Here is a 17,686-nt window from a genome sequence, read left to right on the forward strand (position 1 = left end):
CTTATTTATCGCCGCCAAACCATTTCTTCACTAATTTATCCATTTCTCCATTTTCTTTCATTTTCTTAATTACTTTATTAAATTCTTCTGTCTTATCACTATTTTTCGGAAGCGCAATTGCTGAACCAGCTTCATCTGCAGCTTCTGGAATTTCCACACTCTTTAACGCTTTATTTTTTTCTAAATATCCTTTTGCTACTGTATCTTCTAAAATAATTGCATCAAAACGTCCTGCTTGAATTTCTTGAATTAGTTCTGGTACACGATCACGTCCTTCAGATTGGAACGATACTTGTTTTTGTAAATCTTTCGCCTTTTCTTCTTGGATAGATCCTGTTTGTACTCCTACTTTTTTTCCTTGTAGATCTTGCAACGTTTTAATATTTGAACCTTCTTTAGAAATGATTACATTTTTAGCGACAAAATAAATTTCTGTAAAATCAGCATTTTTCTTACGCTCTGCTGTCGGTGTCATTCCCGCCATAACAAAGTCAACTTTCCCAGCCTCTAATGATGCTAACAGCCCACCAAAGTCCATATCTTTGACTTTCACTTTATAACCTAATTCTTTACTAATATAGTTCATAACATCGATATCAAAACCGATAATGTCTTCACTCTTTTTTGCATCCACGTATTCATACGGTTTGTAATCTGCAGACGTTCCCATAACTAACACTTTCTTTTTATTATCACTTCCTGCATTTCCATCCTTACTACAAGCAGTGAATATACTCATGATTAAAATAAGTGCAACTGAAATTGATAAAAACTTCTTCATTACTGTCCCTCCTAATTGATGCATATTTATTTATTTTATAGAATCTTTATTCGATGAATGTATTGTAGCAATAAATTTATTTTTATGCAATAAATAAAATAAAAATAAATTTATTTTTCTCTCCATAACGGAAATCAATCATTATACACTGCATAATTATATGCATAATGAACTTATTTTATGCATAAAAAAGAGCCGCTAAGATTATATTCTTAACGGCTCCAAAAACGCATATTACATTTCATCACAATGTTCTTCAAAATACGATTGTAATTTCGCAATAACTTGCATTGGCTCATGACCTTCAATTTCATGACGCTCAACCATCGTCATGATCTTTCCATCTTTCAATAGTGCAAACGATGGAGAAGATGGCGGATATCCTTCAAAATATTCACGGGCACGTGCTGTTGCCTCTTTATCTTGACCTGCAAACACAGTAACAAGATGATCTGGACGTTTATCATAATGAATAGAATGAGCTGCTGCTGGACGAGCAATTCCTCCTGCACAGCCGCATACAGAATTTATCATTACAAGTGTTGTACCTTTCTTTTGCAGTGCTTCCTCTACAGCTTCTAGCGTTGTTAATTCTGCATAACCAGCTGCCACGATTTCTTCACGCGCTTGACGAACAACGTCATTCATAAAAAAGTTGAAGTTAATCAAAGCTTTCCCTCCTCTTATATACCTATTTGTATATTACCAGTAATGATTTCGAAAACACAAGTAAACTTACTTGCTTTGCCATTAAGAAAAACGTCTTAGAGAAAGGACTCTAAGACGTTTTCCTTAATGACCACGATGCTTCTGTTTCGCTTTTTGCACTTTTAACGTACGCTTTTTTCGCTTTTCCATTTCTCGTATTTCTTTCAATTGCACTTGCTTTTCTTTCTTATGCACTTCATACGATAACTGAATCGCTTCTTGTGCTTTCGTAAACTTTGAAGTTTTTAATTCCCTTGCTGCTTGCCGAATCATGCGCTTTACATTTTTCGGACGCTTTTGCTGTTTCATTTCTACTCCGCATTTCGCATAACGATTAAAATACGGTAATAACGTATCATTTACAAACAAAAACACTTCTTCATCAGACGGTTCAGCACCAAAAATGTGCCGTACTGCATACAACTTCCCTTTTTCTTCTCGCTCAATCATTCCTACAAAATACTGACCGTCATGATATACTGTCAATTTCACTGACAGTCCCTCCTTTACAAGCATATTCAGAAATGCTGGACATCCCGGAGGGGAAGGTTACTGACATAAAGTGAAACTTTTAGCAGCACGATTTTTTGCTGCTAATTAGTTGAACCAATCGGGCTCTTACGGGCAGTTATCCCCTTCCCTCTTCGCTTTCTCTGAATCTTAAGGTAGGGGGCTACTGCCCGTTAGTAGCGGGATTAAAAAAATTATGCGTCCGGACTACCAACCGGAACTGTGTTTTCGCATCTCTTTCACCATTATATTACAATTTTCACTTATTTTGCATCATTTCTACATATACTTCAATCATTCTTTTATGCGATCCTACAATATACTCTGGCAATTCTGTAATCGGAAAAAACTTTACTTGTATCGCTTCCTCTTTGTTTACAGTAGGTTCTCCTTCATAATCATGCGTATAATATGCAGTCGTTACTGCTTGAAACTCGTCACCGTTTTCTAGTTTCACAAAATGTTTTGCACCTGAGAACACATTAATAAGCTGCAAATTCTTCACATGAATGCCTGTCTCTTCATACACTTCACGGTATGCAGTTTCTTCTGGTGACTCCCGCAGCTCCATTAATCCACCAGGAAGGCCCCATTTTCCATGCGGTTCTTGTCTTTGTTGTAATAATACTTCCCCATCTTTATTCAATACAAGAACAACTGAACCGACTAAAATTAACGGGCGATGACCAACTACTTTCCGTAATTCCTCCACATATCCCATTTCAACAAACCTTTCTTTTTATTTCCTTGTCCACACCATTGTATCATATGTATAAAATGGAAAAATGATCATTTTTTTTACTTTTTAAGCAAAATATTTATTTGTCCCTTTTCATCTACCGTTGCTAATTGAATCGATTGAATTGGTACTTTCTGCTTTAACTCGTCTTTTACCCACTCTTCTGTTTTTTCTATCAAAGCGAGAACATCCTTTTGAATATTCCCATTCTTTATTAAGATAAATGTAATAGGTGATTGTTCTGTGTATATTTTCATATCTTTTCGAGACACTGTTTCATGTGCCGCATATTGAAATACAGAAACAACCCCACTTGCTTCCCATAAAGCTAGTTTTACTGTTTGAATATCTGTTATACCTTGCAATCTCAGCTCAGAAAATAAATACTCGACTGTAATCCGCGCTTTCTTTAAATTATTTAACTGAACGGAACCATTATGTATAAGAATAATGGGTGCAGGCTCTAAAAACCGTCTCCACCGATCCCACTTTAATGTCAAAATAGAACTTACTATATGAAGTACGACGAGAATAAACGATGTAATCATAGAACCCAAAAGACCTACTTTTTCATCAGACAATGCATTCGTTAGATTTCCCTCTAATAATAGCACGAGAATAAGATCTAAAAAACGAAGCTGGGCAATAGAGCGTTGTCCCATCGCTTTTGCCACAATAATTAAAAATATATATGCCACTATAGCACGGAGCATCCACTCGAAACTCGAAAGATGCTTTGCTCCTTCAAATATGTGCATATGCATAATAGATGGCACCCCTTAATTAAATTCCTCCTTTTAGTTTGCGTTTAATTATATTGTCTATGTAAAAAACATTATAAAGTTTCAACTATAACCCCGTTCTAAATTTAGGACGAGGTTAAAAATATAGTTGTTTACTCTTGATGTAAGATACTTCACTTCACTACACTAAAAAATATAACAATACAGTCGTTTAAAAATCTAAGTTTTATTCAAAAAATAACATCCGATTATTAAACCCTCCAACATTGTTTGCGAACTACAAAGTAAAGGCTTAGTTTATTTACTTTTATTTTTATCAAATTTCTCATTACCACGTTTAAAGTTACCCGTAATTTTAGCTAACAATAACTGTACTGCTGTTATATTATCTTCAACCTCTTTGATTCTTGCTATAAGACGCTCTGCCTCCCTATCCTTAACAATTTTAATTTGTTTACCTTCGTAATAGATTATTACCGTTCCTTTTTTCGTTATTTGATGGGCAAAAGGTTCTTTACTTAATCTATTTTGTTTATCTATTTCGCTCATTGCACCGTCTCCCTACTTATTTTAGTTTCGAACATTACATTCAAAAAAATCAGTTTGTTCACTTGTTTTCTTTTAATATTTTATTCACAGTTTGTGTTAACTAAGACATAAAGGGAGATGGATTTTCATTTCTCTTCTTACACTAAATGGCCCGATTGCGAAATTGGCAAAGGCAGTCTAATTATCGAATAGCCCTCTTCCTCTCAAATTTGCGGAAACAGGCTCCTTACCTATTTCACGTGCCCATATAGATAACTGACCGATATGGTGAATTTCTTGAACAATGACATGACGTATGATCTCTCCGTGTGTACATTCTGGAGCGACTTATATGGAGAAATTGAATATGTAAAAAAGCCCGCCAATTGGCGAGCTTTTTTCATTAATATACAGAAGTATTATCTGCAGATGTATTTTCAAGAATTTCTTTTACGCGTCCTAAGAACTTACCGCAAATGAATCCGTCTAATACGCGGTGGTCAAGGGATAGGCATAAGTTAACCATATCACGTGCACCGAACATACCGTTATCCATAATTACTGGACGTTTCACGATAGATTCTACTTGTAAAATTGCTGCTTGTGGATAGTTAATAATACCCATAGATTGAACAGAACCAAATGATCCTGTGTTATTAATCGTAAATGTTCCACCTTGCATTTCGTCAGCTTTTAATGATTTCGTACGTACTTTTGTTGCAAGTTCAGTAATTTCACGAGCGATACCTTTAATTGTTTTCTCATCAGCATGCTTAATAACTGGAACGAATAATTCATCGTCAGTTGCAACTGCGATCGAAAGGTTAATATCTTTCTTCTGAACAATTTTATCGCCAGCCCACATAGAATTAATTTGTGGGTATTCTTTTAAAGCTTGTGCAACAGCTTTTACGAAGAATGCAAAGAATGTTAAATTAAAGCCTTCACGCTTTTTAAATTCACCTTTAATTGAATTACGGTATGAAACAAGATCTGTTACATCCACTTCAATCATCATCCAGGCGTGTGGTGCTTCATGTTTACTGCGTAGCATGTTTGCAGCAATTGCTTTACGAACACCAGTCACTGGGATTTCAATATCTCCAGGTACTGTTGGTACAGATACCGGTTTTGCCACTTCTGCTTTAGGAGCTGCTGGTGCCGATGCAGCTGCTGCTTTTGGTGCTTCTTGTGTAATTGGCGCAGCTTCTTGCTTCGCACCTACTTGTGGAATATTGCCAGACTCAACTAATGTTAAAATATCTTTACGTGTAATACGACCATTTGCTCCTGTACCTACTACTGCATCTAGGTCAATATTATGTTCACCTGCAAGCTTTAATACAGCTGGTGAAAAACGCGGTTTACCATCAGTTGGTTGCTTTGCCTTCGGTGCTGATACCGGTGCAGCTACCTCTGCTTTTGGCGCCTCTTTCGTTTTCTCTTCTACAGCTGTTGCAGCTACTTCATTTGCTCCCTCAACTTGAATCATACAAATCACTTCACCGACAGCTAGTGTATCACCTTCGCCAGCGATTAATTCTGTTACAACCCCACTGAAAGAGGAAGGTACTTCCGCATTTACTTTATCTGTCATTACTTCTGCAAGTGGATCATATTTATTTACGTGATCACCAACAGAAACAAGCCACTTACTAATTGTACCCTCTGTTACACTCTCCCCAAGCTGAGGCATTGTAATTTTTTCTACAGCCATGTATAGTCCCCCCGATTAAAATTCCGCAAGTTCGCGCATTGCTTTTTCAACTTTATCTGGATTCACCATAAAGAATTTTTCCATTGTTGGTGCATATGGCATTGCTGGAACGTCTGGACCTGCAAGACGAGCAATTGGTGCATCAAGATCAAATAAGCAATTTTCAGCGATAATTGCCGCTACTTCACTCATAATGCTTCCTTCTTTATTATCTTCCGTTACAAGAAGAACTTTACCTGTTTTTGAAGCTGCTTCAATAATTGCTTCTTTATCTAATGGATATACAGTACGTAAATCAAGAACGTGAGCAGAGATGCCATCTTGTGCTAATTTTTCAGCAGCTTGAAGAGCAAAGTGAACACATAATCCGTATGTAATAACAGTAATATCGTCACCTTCACGTTTTACGTCTGCTTTTCCAATTGGTAATACATAATCATCTTCCGGCACTTCACCTTTAATTAAGCGATATGCACGTTTATGTTCAAAGAACAATACTGGATCTTCATCACGAATTGCTGCTTTTAATAAACCTTTTGCATCATATGGTGTAGAAGGAATTACAATTTTTAAACCAGGTTGGTTCGCAAAAAGTGCTTCTACAGATTGAGAATGATACAATGCACCATGAACACCGCCGCCAAATGGTGCACGGATTGTTACTGGGCAAGTCCAATCATTGTTAGAGCGATAACGAATTTTTGCTGCCTCGGAAACAATTTGGTTCACCGCTGGCATAATGAAGTCAGCAAATTGCATTTCTGCAATTGGGCGCATTCCATACATCGCTGCACCGATTGCTACCCCAGCAATTGCAGATTCTGCAAGTGGTGTATCAAGTGCGCGCATTTCACCAAATTGATCATATAATCCATTTGTCGCTTTAAATACGCCGCCTTTTTTACCAACGTCTTCTCCTAATACAAATACTTTCTCATCGCGTTCCATTTCTTCGCGCATTGCTAATGTAATCGCGTCAATATAAGACATAACAGCCATGAAACGTTCCCCCTTATTCCGCGTATACGTGCTTTAATGCAGACTCTGGATCTGCATACGGAGCATTTTCTGCATATTCTGTTGCTTCGTTTACGATATGCATGATATCATCTAACATTTGTTTTTCAGATTCCTCTGTTAAAATGCCTACTTCTTTTAAGTAATTTGCAAATGTATAGATTGGATCTTTTTTCTTAGCTTCTTCTACTTCTTCTCGGTCACGATAAACACGATCATCGTCATCACTAGAGTGTGCTGTTAAACGATAAGATACTGTTTCAATTAATGTTGGACCTTCACCACGGCGTCCGCGATCTGCTGCTTCTTTTACAGCTTTATATACTTCAAGCGGATCATTTCCGTCTACTGTGTATCCTGGCATACCATAACCGATTGCACGGTCAGATACATTTTTACATGCTAATTGTTTTTCAACAGGAATCGAGATTGCATATTTGTTATTTTCACACATGAAAATAACAGGTAACTTGTGTACTCCAGCAAAGTTTGCACCTTCATGGAAATCACCTTGGTTGGAAGAACCTTCACCAAATGTAACAAATGTTACTAAATCTTTTCCTTCCATCTTTCCTGCTAACGCAATACCTACTGCATGTGGTACTTGCGTTGTAACTGGTGAAGAACCTGTTACGATGCGATTTTTCTTTTGTCCAAAGTGTCCAGGCATTTGACGTCCGCCAGAGTTTGGATCTTCTGCTTTTGCAAATCCAGATAACATAAGCTCTCTCGCTGTCATACCGAATGCTAACACCACACCCATATCACGATAGTAAGGTAGTGCGTAGTCTTTTTCACGATCCAGCGCAAACGCTGCTCCTACCTGTGCGGCTTCTTGTCCTTGACAAGAAATTACAAACGGGATTTTCCCCGCGCGGTTTAATAACCACATACGCTCGTCAATTTTACGTGCGAGTAACATCGTGCGATACATTTCTAATACTTGCTCATCGCTTAATCCAAGCTCTTCATGGCGTTTTTCTTTTACTTCAGCCATTTTAACACCCTCCTAAATCCTTTTTACCCCGCTCTATTATAAAGCAAGAACAATACACTCGCTATTTCTTTTAGCCGTGTAACGCTTTCCCATCAACTGCTAACGCAGCTTCACCAATCGCTTCTGATAATGATGGATGTGGATGAATTGTATGTGCAACTTCCCAAGGTGTTGCGTCTAATACTCTTGCAAGACCTGCTTCTGAGATCATATCTGTTACGTGCGGTCCAATCATATGAACACCAAGAATATCATTTGTTTCTTCATCAACAACAAGTTTTACAAAACCATCAGATTCTCCATATACAAGCGCTTTACCGATTGCACGGAATGAGAATTTACCTACTTTTAATTTGTAACCTTTTTCTTTTGCTTCTTGCTCTGTTAAACCGACAGAAGCAACTTCTGGGCTGCTATATACACATTTAGATACCATCGAGTAATCAATTGGCATCGGTTCTTTTCTAGCAATATGTTCAACCGCTACAATTCCTTCATGTGAAGCAACATGTGCAAGTTGTAGGCCACCAATTACATCACCAATCGCATAGATGTGCGATTCTTTCGTTTGATAATATTCATTTGTTTGAATGTAGCCTTTTTCAACAACGATATCTGTATTTTCTAAGCCGATATTTTGTGTGTTTGCTTGTCTACCGACAGATACAAGCATTTTTTCAGCTTTAAATTCTTTATTTGCACCATTCAATTCAGCTTGAATCGTTACACCGTTATCTTTTACTAAAGTTTCTGGTAACACTTTTGCACCAGTTACAACTTTAATGCCTTTTTTCTTAAGCAAACGTTGCATTTCCTTAGAAACATCTTGATCTTCAAGCGGCAAGACGTGTTTTGCATATTCAAGTACAGTTACTTCTACGCCGAAATCTGCAAGCATAGATGCCCACTCAATACCAATTACGCCGCCACCAACAATAATGATAGATTTAGGAAGTGTTTCCATTTTCAGGGCGTGATCGGATGACATGACATATTCACCATCAAGTTCAAGTCCTGGTAAAGAATTTGGACGTGATCCTGTTGCAACGATTACATTTTTCGGAATAAGCATTTCATTCTCTTCTCCGCTTGCTAATTCAACAGAAATCGTACCTGGCATCGGTGAGAAAATAGATGGACCTAGAATACGACCAATTCCTTCATACACATCAATTTTCCCTTGCTTCATTAAATGCTGAACACCTTTATGAAGTTGGCTAACGATTTTTTCTTTACGTTCTTGTACTTTTGCAAAATTCAATTCTACATTGCTTGTTACAACGCCGAATTCTTCACCTTTTTTCGCAGTTGCAAAAACTTCAGCACTGCGAAGTAACGCTTTACTAGGAATACATCCTTTGTGTAAGCAAGTACCACCTAGGTTTTCTTTTTCAACAAGCGCTGTTGTTAATCCTAATTGTGATGCACGAATAGCAGCGACATATCCGCCTGTACCACCGCCAACGATGACTAAATCGTATTCTTTTGCCATATCACTCAACCCCTAGCTACTGTTTCTTTTTCACGCAGTGCATACTCTTTTGCAGTTTCTTCATCACGAAGTACACGAAGTGCACCTTCTGCTAATGCTTGTAATTCATCTTCACCCGGATGCACAATAACATCTGCAATCCAATGAACACGTTCTTTAATTTCATCAACAAGAATTTTACTGTATGCAAGCCCGCCTGTTAAAACAACGGCATCTACTTTACCATGAAGAACTGCACTTGCCGCACCGATCTCTTTTGCAACTTGATATGCCATTGCTGTATAAACAAGCGTTGCTTCTGGATCGCCTTGTTCTACCATTTTCTCTACTTTAATTGCATCATTTGTACCAAGTAAGCTTACTAAGCCACCTTGTCCAACGATTTTTTTCATCATTTCATCACGGTAATAGTCGCCAGAGAAACACATTTCTACAAGCTGACCTACTGGAACCGTTCCTGCACGCTCTGGGCTGAATGGTCCCTCTCCATTTAAACCGTTATTTACATCAATAACTTTTCCTTCTTTATGAGAACCAACTGAAATACCGCCGCCCATATGTGCAATGATTAAATTTAAATCTTCATATTTACGATCAAGTTCTTTTGCAACTGTACGAGCTACTGCTTTTTGGTTTAGCGCATGAAAAATACTTCTTCGCTCCATGCCTGCTATCCCACTAATACGAGCAATATCTTCCATTTCATCTACAACTACTGGATCGACAATAAACGATGGAATGTTAAGTCCAGAAGCAATTTCATACGCTAAAATCCCACCTAAATTAGAAGCATGATGGCCACTATAACCATTTTTCAAATCTTCTAGCATTGCTTCGTTTACTGTATACGTACCGCCTTTAATCGGACGAAGTAGTCCGCCGCGACCACATACAGCATTTAACTTAGAAATATTAATGCCATGAGAATGAAGAACCTCTAAAATAGTTTGCTTACGAAATTCATATTGATCAATGATACGCTTATATTTCCCAATCTGTTCTTCATCATGACGAATTGTTTCTTCTAAAACAGGTCTTTCATTATCAAAAACACCAATCTTCGTAGATGTGCTACCAGGATTAATGACAAGAATTCGATTCACGGACAAGGCTGCTCCCTCCACCATTTATTCAGAAAGACAGTAGCAACTGCAAAATGAAGTCGCTACTGCTTTCACATTTATTTTTTCTATGAATTAGCGACGGCTTAAAATATTATGGCCGTTACTTAAAAATGTGCTGCGTGTATTTTTTAAGCTTGCGATGCGCTCTTCAGCAAGACGATCTGCTGCTACATATGTTGGCACACCATCACGTTTTGAAATTGTGATTACTTTTTCAATTGTGTCATAAATTGCTTCTACACGTTTTAATGCACGCTCTCTATTGTATCCGTATAACTCGTCCGCTACGTTAATTACACCACCTGCGTTAATTACATAGTCTGGTGCATATACGATGCCCATTTCATGAACGATATCACCGTGACGATCTTCTTTTAATTGGTTATTTGCAGAACCAGCAATTACTTTCGCTTTTAATTGTGGAATTGTATCATCGTTTACTGTTGCCCCTAATGCACATGGTGCATAGATGTCACATTCTACACCGTAAATTTCATTTGGCTCAACAGCACTTGCACCAAATTCTTCTACAGCACGTTGTACTGCTTCTTTATTAATATCTGTAACGATTAATTTCGCACCTTCTGCATGTAGGTGTTTGCATAAGTGATAAGCTACATTTCCCACACCTTGAACAGCAATTACTTTACCTTCTAAGCTATCTGTACCAAACGCTTCTTTTGCAGCTGCTTTCATACCAACGTATACGCCGTAAGCAGTTACTGGAGATGGGTTACCAGAAGAACCGAATGAAGGTGAGATACCTGTTACGAAATCTGTTTCTTCATGAATAATGTCCATATCATCTACAGTTGTACCAACATCTTCAGCTGTGATGTAACGACCATTTAATCCTTGAATGTAACGACCTAATGCACGGAACATTGCTTCGCTCTTATCTTTGCGTGGATCACCGATAATAACTGTTTTTGCACCACCTAAGTTTAAACCAGCTGCTGCATTTTTATATGTCATACCTTTTGCAAGACGTAGAGCATCTTCAATTGCAGCTTCTTCAGAGTCGTATGTCCACATTCTTGTTCCGCCAAGAGCTGGTCCAAGAGTTGTGTCATGAATTGCAATAATTGCTTTTAATCCTGATTCTTTATCTTGACAGAACACTACTTGCTCGTAATCGTAAGTTTCTAAGTATTTGAAAATTTCTAATGTCATTATAATTTCCCCCTTGATATGTTTACCCTTTTCAATTTTAGTCCGTTATATCGGATTCATTTCCTTAACCATAAATGAAAATAAAACATGTGTTGCAAGAAAGTTTATTTAGAAGCAGTCGTAACTGCCAATGCTAATGAATACACTTTTGTTTCTGCTGAATCTGCACGAGATGTTAACACAATCGGTGCTTTCGCTCCAGCGATAATCGCTCCTACTTTTGCATCTGCAAAATATACAAGCGATTTATATAATACATTTCCAGCTTCAATTGTTGGGACGAGTAAAATATCTGCTTTACCAGCTACATCGCTTTGAATTCCTTTATGCTCTGCTGCAATTTGTGAAACAGCAATATCTAATGCAAGTGGCCCGTCAATGATACAATTTTTAATTTGACCCCGGCGATTCATTTGCGTTAACATTGCTGCATCAATCGTTGCTTGCATTGCAGGATTCACAACTTCTACAGCAGCAATCGGAGCTACTTTTGGTACTTCTACTCCTATTGCCCGGGCAACTTCAACTGCATTTTGTGCAATCGCCGCTTTTTGCTGTACATCTGGAGCGATATTCATCGCTGCATCTGTCACGATGATAAAGCGATCGTAATTCGGTACTTCAAAAGTTGCAACGTGTGATAATACACTGCCTTTGCGAAGACCCCATTCTTTATTTAATACTGCTTTCAAAATGTTAGCTGTTGGAATATTACCCTTCATAAGTACGTCCGCTTCTCCACCTCTTACAGCCTTTACCGCTAATTCAGCAGCTTCTGCGCTAGATGTAGTAGAGATTACTTCAATATGTTCTGAAGGTCCTAATCCATGCTCTTGTAACATACTTATAATTGTTTCTTGATTTCCATATAGACGAAATTGAGCTAACTGTAATTGTACAGCCTTTGCAACGGCTTCAATTACTTCATGATCTTCAGCTACTGCAACAGCAACTGTTTTTTTCGGTTGCTTTGCTGCTTGATCAATTAAAGTTTGTAACTTCATATTTTGTAATCAACCCTTCCTCGTCGTCCCTCGCTTATATTAAAAGCAAATAGCGTGCCAACTTTTTAATTTCGTTTAAATATTTTTGAAAACGCATTCAAAACGTAGAAAAATCAACATTTTGTAACTACACAAAAAATTCTGTCTAATATTGTCGCATTATGCACACCACGCAAAATATTGCGTGGTGTGCAATTTATTGCATGCCATTTTTTGCACACTCGTACTTTTCTAACTTATAATATAAATTCCGAACCGAAATCCCGAGCGCTTGTGCTGTTTTTGTTTTGTTCCCGTTAAATCTAGACAAGTACTCATGAATTATATTCCCCTCAAATTCAGCCACTAAATTTTCAAGAGGCCTTTCTTCTATTTCAGGAAGTAAATTACTCCCAATAAGTTCATGTTGTTCCTCATGATGTAACGGCGGTAAATGATGAACATCGATATACATCTCGTTATAATTCATAAAAATAATTGCTCGTCCTAAAATATTTTCAAGCTCACGCACATTTCCCGGCCAATCATATGATTGTAAGTACTGTACCGCTGCTTCCGTTAATCCCTCAACATTACGTCCGTAATCTTGATTAATCTTTTGAATTAATCGCTCGGCAATTTCACTAATATCTTCTTTACGCTGACCAAGTGATGGAATATGAATCGGAATTTTATTTAACCGATAATATAAATCTTCCCGAAAATCACCATCTAAAATTGCCTTTTCTAAATTCACATGTGTTGCAGCAATCACTCGAACATTAATTGGAATCGGCTTCGTACCTCCAACTCTCACAATTTCCTTCTCTTGCAACACACGAAGTAACTTCGCTTGTGTATTCGCAGACAATTCTCCTATTTCATCTAAAAAAACACTTCCATTGTTCGCTTCTTCAAAAAAGCCTCGTTTCCCCCCGCGACGCGCTCCTGAAAACGCACCTTCTTCATAACCAAACAGTTCACTCTCTAATAACGATTCAGAAATTGCTGCACAGTTTACACGAACAAACTTATTGTACTTCCGATTGCTGCCATTATGAATAGCATGCGCAAACAATTCCTTTCCAGTTCCTGACTCTCCCCGAAGAAGTACTGTCGCTGGTGTATTCGCCCCTAGTTTCGCTTGTTCAATCGCTACCACAATTTCCTCTGACGTTCCAACAATATCGTCGAATGAATACTTTGCTTCCAACGTACGAATAATTTGTCTCGCCCTATTTAATTCGTCTGTTAATTTTTGAATTTCGGATACATCGCGAATTACTCCGACACTCCCTTTTAAAATCCCATCAACAATAACCGGAGCTACGTTTACAATAACATCTCTCTTTTTTTGCCCAATTTTCATATGAATACCACGCACTGCCCGGCGTGTCCGCAGCACCTTCATATGCATACTTTCTCCTTCTACAATATCCGTTGTCGCCGGCTTACCAATAATATCTTCTTCTGAAAGACCCGTTAATTTTGTATAAGCCGGGTTAATCACAAGTCCTCGTCCTTGTTCATCGACAACAGAAATTGCTTCTTCAGAAGAATGAATAATCGCTTCTAGCAATGTTTGAATTTCTTTTAAATCCGTTACTTCTTCGGCCAAATTCACAATTTCAGTAATATCTTTAAAAACTGCAAACGCCCCTTGCACCTCTCCAATTTCATTTAAAATCGGAATACGCGTTGAAATAATTTTCTTCCCATTATCTAACGTTAACTCTTGATTAATCTCAATTTGTTTCGTACGAATAATTCGAAGCAACTTACTTGTTGGAATCACTTCTAAAATGTATTTATTAACAACTTCTTCTCTTTTATATCCCGTCATCCGTTCCGCACTTTTATTGAATAATAGTACATGCCCTTCTTTATCAACCACAATCATACCGTCGTGTGTGGAATTTAAAATAAGATCCCGTTGCTGCGTTTGATCTTTTAATTGCCCGATCAACCTTTCCTTTTCATGCGCAAGCTTCACACCAATATTCGCAACATTCCCTGGGACAAGTAGCGAATCTTCTTTTTTCTTCACCAAAACTTGTTCATACACACTATAATCACCTGTCATATCAAATATGACGTCAACATCCTCACGCACAAACAATTCCCAATTACTCCCGGTGGGGATATAAAGACTCTTTGCAAGTTGAATTCCCATTGCTTTTTCATTAATATCTACAATTGCAACTACTTCAAATATATTCGATTTTTGTAGCAGTCCTAGAATCGCACTACCTCCAGCACCCGCTCCAATAATTAACGCTCTTTGTTTCATATGCTACCAATCCTCCCGCAGCATCTCTGCAAAATTTTTCACACCTTTATCTTACTTCTTCCAAAACCTCTTGACAAACGAACATGAATTATTACATCATTTTTTATATACCAAATTTTCAGAAAAGGAGTCTTCCTTATGCAACGTTATCTCGCTCTCCTATTTGCAGTTATCCCGATTTTACTAGCTGTAGTAGGCATTAAACTGATGAGAGATACTGTCTTCGGCATTCTTTTCTCTCCTATCCCTGCCTTATGGCTACAATTTGTAATTGGAGTACTCTGTTTTGCGATTGGTTTTTATATCTTTGGCGGCTTCGTTTTATACCGCGACCGAAAACGAAATAAAGTACAAGCTCGATTTCGAAGATAAAGTGAAACTTCCATTCGAAGGCGCTTTCCCTTCGAATGGTTAGTTGAACCAATCGGACTTTTACGGACAGTTAGCACACATCTTTCTTCTTTAGAAATGCCGAAGTAGCACACGGATAGCGCAATAGAATTCTTCACCTTGAAATACCTCACAATTTCAAGGTTCTAAAAAAAATGAGACCTTCACTGAAGAAAGGTCTCATTTTTTACCTTGTAATAGTCCTTTTGCACGCTCTGGATAGTCTGTAATAATAGCCGTCACATTCATCTTAAAAAACTTCCTCATCACGTCCTCATCATTGATTGTATATGGACGGACAGCTACACCATTTTCCATCGTTAACTCTACAACTCCATCCGAAATATACTGGTAGTTCGGATGAATAGCACTCGCTCCCATCTTTTCGGCGTAAGCCCAAGGGCTATGTAATCCATCCTTGTATAAAATCGCCGTCTCAATATCAGGAGCCATCATATGACACTTTTTCATACTATAATGATTAAAAGAAGATAGAATCGTTCGCTCCTCCATGCTATATTTTCGAATTAGTGTAATTACCTCTTCCTCTAAACCAGGGTACGGCACCTTATTATTCTTAAATTCAATATTAAGAATAAGTTTGTTTGTTTTCAGCCACTCTAATACTTCCTCTAATAAAGGAATGGGCTGCACACCGACCTTATCATAAAATGTATAACTCGCATCTAACGCACGTAAATCTGTATATATATAATTTCGAACAGCACCTTTTCCATTTGTCGTTCGATTTACTGTCTCATCATGAATGACGACAATTTTATTATCTTTTGTGAACTGCACATCTAATTCAATTCCATCAGCCCCAAATTTCTCCGCCGCACGAAAAGAAACCATCGTATTTTCCGGATACGTCCCCGCGGCTCCGCGGTGCCCAAAAATAAGCGTCATCTTCTCACCTCAAATTTCCTCACACTTTAAAAGTTAGCACAAAATCATTGCAGGTTGTAAATGAAACAATCTATTTTCCATACGGCATTTACATAACCTTATGAGCTACCACTAGCAATTCCCCTACAATAATGCTTATTTCACTTTATGTTATACTATACAAAAAGGAGGTACTGTTATGAGACCATTACAACTTTCACCAGAGACAGCTATTAAATTATCTAAAGCTCTCGGCGTTCCACTTGAACAGCTTATGCATATGCCTCAGCATATTTTAATTCAAAAACTCGTTGAATTAGAAAAACAAAATCAAGAGAAAGAATAGGCAGTCCTGTTATGTACAGGACTTTTCTTATAAAGTGAAACTTTAATCAGCGGGGGATTACCTCTTATTCATTACGACAATGACTTATAACACTTAAATATTCTATCTGTTCAAAAGAAAACCTCTAATAGCACTAGCGAAATACAAAAAAGGACAACAATACTAATCTGTACCCTTTCCTTAATAATATTTTATTTATCGCCAACGCCATGCAATAGTTGTATCTTCTATTGAACAATATAAAAACACCGTCTTCCATTGATTTGTATTTTTACAAACCAATAAAAGACGGTGTTTTTTAAACTATATTAACGTTATTTGTTGGTAAGAAAAGAAGTGTATAGGTAACTTTCCATTACCACTAAACATTAAAAACCTTATATTATCAACAATTAACTCGCCTTATGTTCAAGCCTCAACTTATCTGCAACCATCGCGATGAATTCGGAATTCGTCGGTTTCGCTTTTGACATGGATACTGTATAGCCAAATAAAGAAGAAATGGAATCAATATTCCCACGGCTCCACGCAACTTCAATCGCATGACGAATCGCACGTTCCACACGACTCGCTGTTGTATTATATTTCTTTGCGATATCTGGATATAGTACTTTTGTAATGGATCCAAGTAATTCAATATCGTTATAGACCATAGAAATCGCTTCACGCAAATACATATACCCTTTAATATGAGCTGGTACGCCAATTTCATGAATGATACTTGTAATGCTTGCATCTAAATTTTTTGGTTTTCCATCAGACGTTGTTACAGAGCGAAAAGCTGGTAGCGGTCGTTTAATAGTAGTGCTTGATTTCCCACTAACTTGACGAATATGACTTGTTAAATTTTCCATATCAAATGGTTTCAAAATAAAATATGACGCCCCCAAATCAACAGCCTTTTTCGTCACATCCTCCTGTCCAAATGCTGTTAACATAATAACATTTGGCTGTTTAAAACGATCAATATGACGCATTTTTTCTAGTACTGCGAGACCATCTAAATGTGGCATAATAATATCGAGAACGAGTACATCTGGTTGTCTCTCTTTTAATAAATTTAAGCACTCTTGACCATTATACGCTACACCAATCACTTCCATATCATCCTGTGCAGCAACATAACTTTCTAACATCGATACAAGTTCCTTATTATCATCCACGAGACACACTTTAATTTTCTCCACAGCTTTTCCTCCCTACTAATGGTTTCTCCCGGCAAAAAGTATTTCCTTCTAGACTACATGAATTGTTCGACAA

The 17,686-nt window shown here is 37.6% G+C and carries 18 protein-coding genes and 1 pseudogene; 2 read left to right on the forward strand and 17 right to left on the reverse strand.

The features are described 5' to 3' along the window. Position 1: 1 nt before the first annotated feature. The 15 genes and pseudogenes from BM211_RS07165 to BM211_RS07235 form a co-directional block, all read right to left on the reverse strand. The gene (locus BM211_RS07165) at positions 2–781 is read right to left on the reverse strand and encodes a transporter substrate-binding domain-containing protein (RefSeq protein WP_035429497.1); all 780 of its coding nucleotides are present in this window, start codon (positions 779–781) and stop codon (positions 2–4) included. 234 nt (positions 782–1,015) lie between these two features. Next, on the reverse strand, positions 1,016–1,429 hold the full coding sequence (locus tag BM211_RS07170; protein ID WP_141771607.1) for a BrxA/BrxB family bacilliredoxin: 414 nt from the start codon (positions 1,427–1,429) through the stop codon (positions 1,016–1,018). 144 nt (positions 1,430–1,573) lie between these two features. Continuing rightward, a complete protein-coding gene (locus tag BM211_RS07175) occupies positions 1,574–1,981 on the reverse strand; it encodes a YjdF family protein (protein ID WP_090996107.1) in 408 nt (135 codons plus the stop codon). 277 nt (positions 1,982–2,258) lie between these two features. After that, positions 2,259–2,720, reverse strand: coding sequence for an NUDIX hydrolase (locus tag BM211_RS07180; protein WP_035429499.1), 462 nt, complete (start codon positions 2,718–2,720; stop codon positions 2,259–2,261). A 77-nt stretch (positions 2,721–2,797) separates the two neighbouring features. Then, positions 2,798–3,502 (reverse strand): DUF421 domain-containing protein, encoded by a 705-nt coding sequence (locus BM211_RS07185; RefSeq protein WP_035429500.1) that lies wholly within the window; start codon positions 3,500–3,502, stop codon positions 2,798–2,800. Positions 3,503–3,778: 276 nt separating this feature from the next. Beyond that, positions 3,779–4,030, reverse strand: coding sequence for a hypothetical protein (locus BM211_RS07190; protein WP_090996110.1), 252 nt, complete (start codon positions 4,028–4,030; stop codon positions 3,779–3,781). 177 nt (positions 4,031–4,207) lie between these two features. After that, positions 4,208–4,348, reverse strand: a pseudogene (locus BM211_RS07195) (DinB family protein); the annotation flags it as partial. A gap of 64 nt (positions 4,349–4,412) precedes the next feature. Then, positions 4,413–5,726 (reverse strand): dihydrolipoamide acetyltransferase family protein, encoded by a 1,314-nt coding sequence (locus tag BM211_RS07200; RefSeq protein ID WP_090996113.1) that lies wholly within the window; start codon positions 5,724–5,726, stop codon positions 4,413–4,415. Between the two features lie 15 nt (positions 5,727–5,741). Then, complete coding sequence (gene bfmBAB, locus BM211_RS07205; protein ID WP_035429503.1) at positions 5,742–6,725, reverse strand: 3-methyl-2-oxobutanoate dehydrogenase subunit beta; 984 nt, start codon at positions 6,723–6,725, stop codon at positions 5,742–5,744. A gap of 13 nt (positions 6,726–6,738) precedes the next feature. Next, a complete protein-coding gene (bfmBAA, locus tag BM211_RS07210) occupies positions 6,739–7,740 on the reverse strand; it encodes a 3-methyl-2-oxobutanoate dehydrogenase subunit alpha (RefSeq protein ID WP_090996116.1) in 1,002 nt (333 codons plus the stop codon). Between the two features lie 70 nt (positions 7,741–7,810). Further along, entirely contained in the window at positions 7,811–9,232 is a 1,422-nt protein-coding gene (gene lpdA / locus BM211_RS07215; protein ID WP_035429505.1) for a dihydrolipoyl dehydrogenase, read from the reverse strand. A 5-nt stretch (positions 9,233–9,237) separates the two neighbouring features. Further along, positions 9,238–10,341: a butyrate kinase gene (gene buk / locus BM211_RS07220; protein WP_035429506.1), complete on the reverse strand. Its 1,104-nt coding sequence runs from the start codon at positions 10,339–10,341 to the stop codon at positions 9,238–9,240. An 87-nt stretch (positions 10,342–10,428) separates the two neighbouring features. Continuing rightward, the gene (locus tag BM211_RS07225) at positions 10,429–11,529 is read right to left on the reverse strand and encodes a leucine dehydrogenase (RefSeq protein ID WP_035429507.1); all 1,101 of its coding nucleotides are present in this window, start codon (positions 11,527–11,529) and stop codon (positions 10,429–10,431) included. Between the two features lie 104 nt (positions 11,530–11,633). Further along, positions 11,634–12,533 carry a phosphate butyryltransferase gene (gene yqiS, locus BM211_RS07230; protein WP_035429508.1) on the reverse strand — a complete coding sequence of 300 codons (900 nt, stop codon included), beginning with the start codon at positions 12,531–12,533 and terminating at the stop codon, positions 11,634–11,636. A gap of 196 nt (positions 12,534–12,729) precedes the next feature. Further along, positions 12,730–14,802, reverse strand: coding sequence for a sigma-54 interaction domain-containing protein (locus BM211_RS07235; protein ID WP_035429509.1), 2,073 nt, complete (start codon positions 14,800–14,802; stop codon positions 12,730–12,732). A 138-nt stretch (positions 14,803–14,940) separates the two neighbouring features. Here BM211_RS07235 and BM211_RS07240 point away from each other — a divergent pair, with 138 nt between their 5' ends. Then, positions 14,941–15,174, forward strand: coding sequence for a DUF2627 domain-containing protein (locus tag BM211_RS07240; RefSeq protein ID WP_035429510.1), 234 nt, complete (start codon positions 14,941–14,943; stop codon positions 15,172–15,174). A gap of 198 nt (positions 15,175–15,372) precedes the next feature. On the opposite strand, the gene BM211_RS07245 is transcribed toward BM211_RS07240, so the two are convergent. Continuing rightward, on the reverse strand, positions 15,373–16,101 hold the full coding sequence (locus BM211_RS07245) for a glycerophosphodiester phosphodiesterase (RefSeq protein WP_090996119.1): 729 nt from the start codon (positions 16,099–16,101) through the stop codon (positions 15,373–15,375). Positions 16,102–16,279: 178 nt separating this feature from the next. On the opposite strand from BM211_RS07245, the gene BM211_RS07250 reads away from it, so the two are divergent. Then, positions 16,280–16,426 (forward strand): YycC family protein, encoded by a 147-nt coding sequence (locus BM211_RS07250; protein ID WP_081904752.1) that lies wholly within the window; start codon positions 16,280–16,282, stop codon positions 16,424–16,426. A gap of 392 nt (positions 16,427–16,818) precedes the next feature. Here the strand turns inward: BM211_RS07250 and spo0A are convergent, their stop codons facing one another. After that, complete coding sequence (gene spo0A / locus BM211_RS07255) at positions 16,819–17,613, reverse strand: sporulation transcription factor Spo0A (RefSeq protein ID WP_035429512.1); 795 nt, start codon at positions 17,611–17,613, stop codon at positions 16,819–16,821. Positions 17,614–17,686 lie beyond the last annotated feature (73 nt).

Source organism: Bacillus sp. 491mf, assembly GCF_900112415.1.
Classification (GTDB): Bacteria; Bacillota; Bacilli; order Bacillales; family Bacillaceae_G; genus Bacillus_A.

Bases quoted from the DNA above. Each gene is read 5' to 3' on its own strand.
- BM211_RS07200 (WP_090996113.1), bottom strand. From the start codon at position 5,726: ATGGCTGTAGAAAAAATTACAATGCCTCAGCTTGGGGAGAGTGTAACA.
- BM211_RS07190 (WP_090996110.1), bottom strand. From the start codon at position 4,030: ATGAGCGAAATAGATAAACAAAATAGATTAAGTAAAGAACCTTTTGCC.
- BM211_RS07225 (WP_035429507.1), bottom strand. From the start codon at position 11,529: ATGACATTAGAAATTTTCAAATACTTAGAAACTTACGATTACGAGCAA.
- BM211_RS07185 (WP_035429500.1), bottom strand. From the start codon at position 3,502: ATGCATATGCACATATTTGAAGGAGCAAAGCATCTTTCGAGTTTCGAG.
- lpdA (WP_035429505.1), bottom strand. From the start codon at position 9,232: ATGGCAAAAGAATACGATTTAGTCATCGTTGGCGGTGGTACAGGCGGA.
- BM211_RS07180 (WP_035429499.1), bottom strand. From the start codon at position 2,720: ATGGGATATGTGGAGGAATTACGGAAAGTAGTTGGTCATCGCCCGTTA.
- BM211_RS07165 (WP_035429497.1), bottom strand. From the start codon at position 781: ATGAAGAAGTTTTTATCAATTTCAGTTGCACTTATTTTAATCATGAGT.
- BM211_RS07245 (WP_090996119.1), bottom strand. From the start codon at position 16,101: ATGACGCTTATTTTTGGGCACCGCGGAGCCGCGGGGACGTATCCGGAA.
- BM211_RS07235 (WP_035429509.1), bottom strand. From the start codon at position 14,802: ATGAAACAAAGAGCGTTAATTATTGGAGCGGGTGCTGGAGGTAGTGCG.
- bfmBAB (WP_035429503.1), bottom strand. From the start codon at position 6,725: ATGGCTGTTATGTCTTATATTGACGCGATTACATTAGCAATGCGCGAA.
- BM211_RS07240 (WP_035429510.1), top strand. From the start codon at position 14,941: ATGCAACGTTATCTCGCTCTCCTATTTGCAGTTATCCCGATTTTACTA.
- BM211_RS07170 (WP_141771607.1), bottom strand. From the start codon at position 1,429: ATGAATGACGTTGTTCGTCAAGCGCGTGAAGAAATCGTGGCAGCTGGT.
- BM211_RS07250 (WP_081904752.1), top strand. From the start codon at position 16,280: ATGAGACCATTACAACTTTCACCAGAGACAGCTATTAAATTATCTAAA.
- yqiS (WP_035429508.1), bottom strand. From the start codon at position 12,533: ATGAAGTTACAAACTTTAATTGATCAAGCAGCAAAGCAACCGAAAAAA.
- bfmBAA (WP_090996116.1), bottom strand. From the start codon at position 7,740: ATGGCTGAAGTAAAAGAAAAACGCCATGAAGAGCTTGGATTAAGCGAT.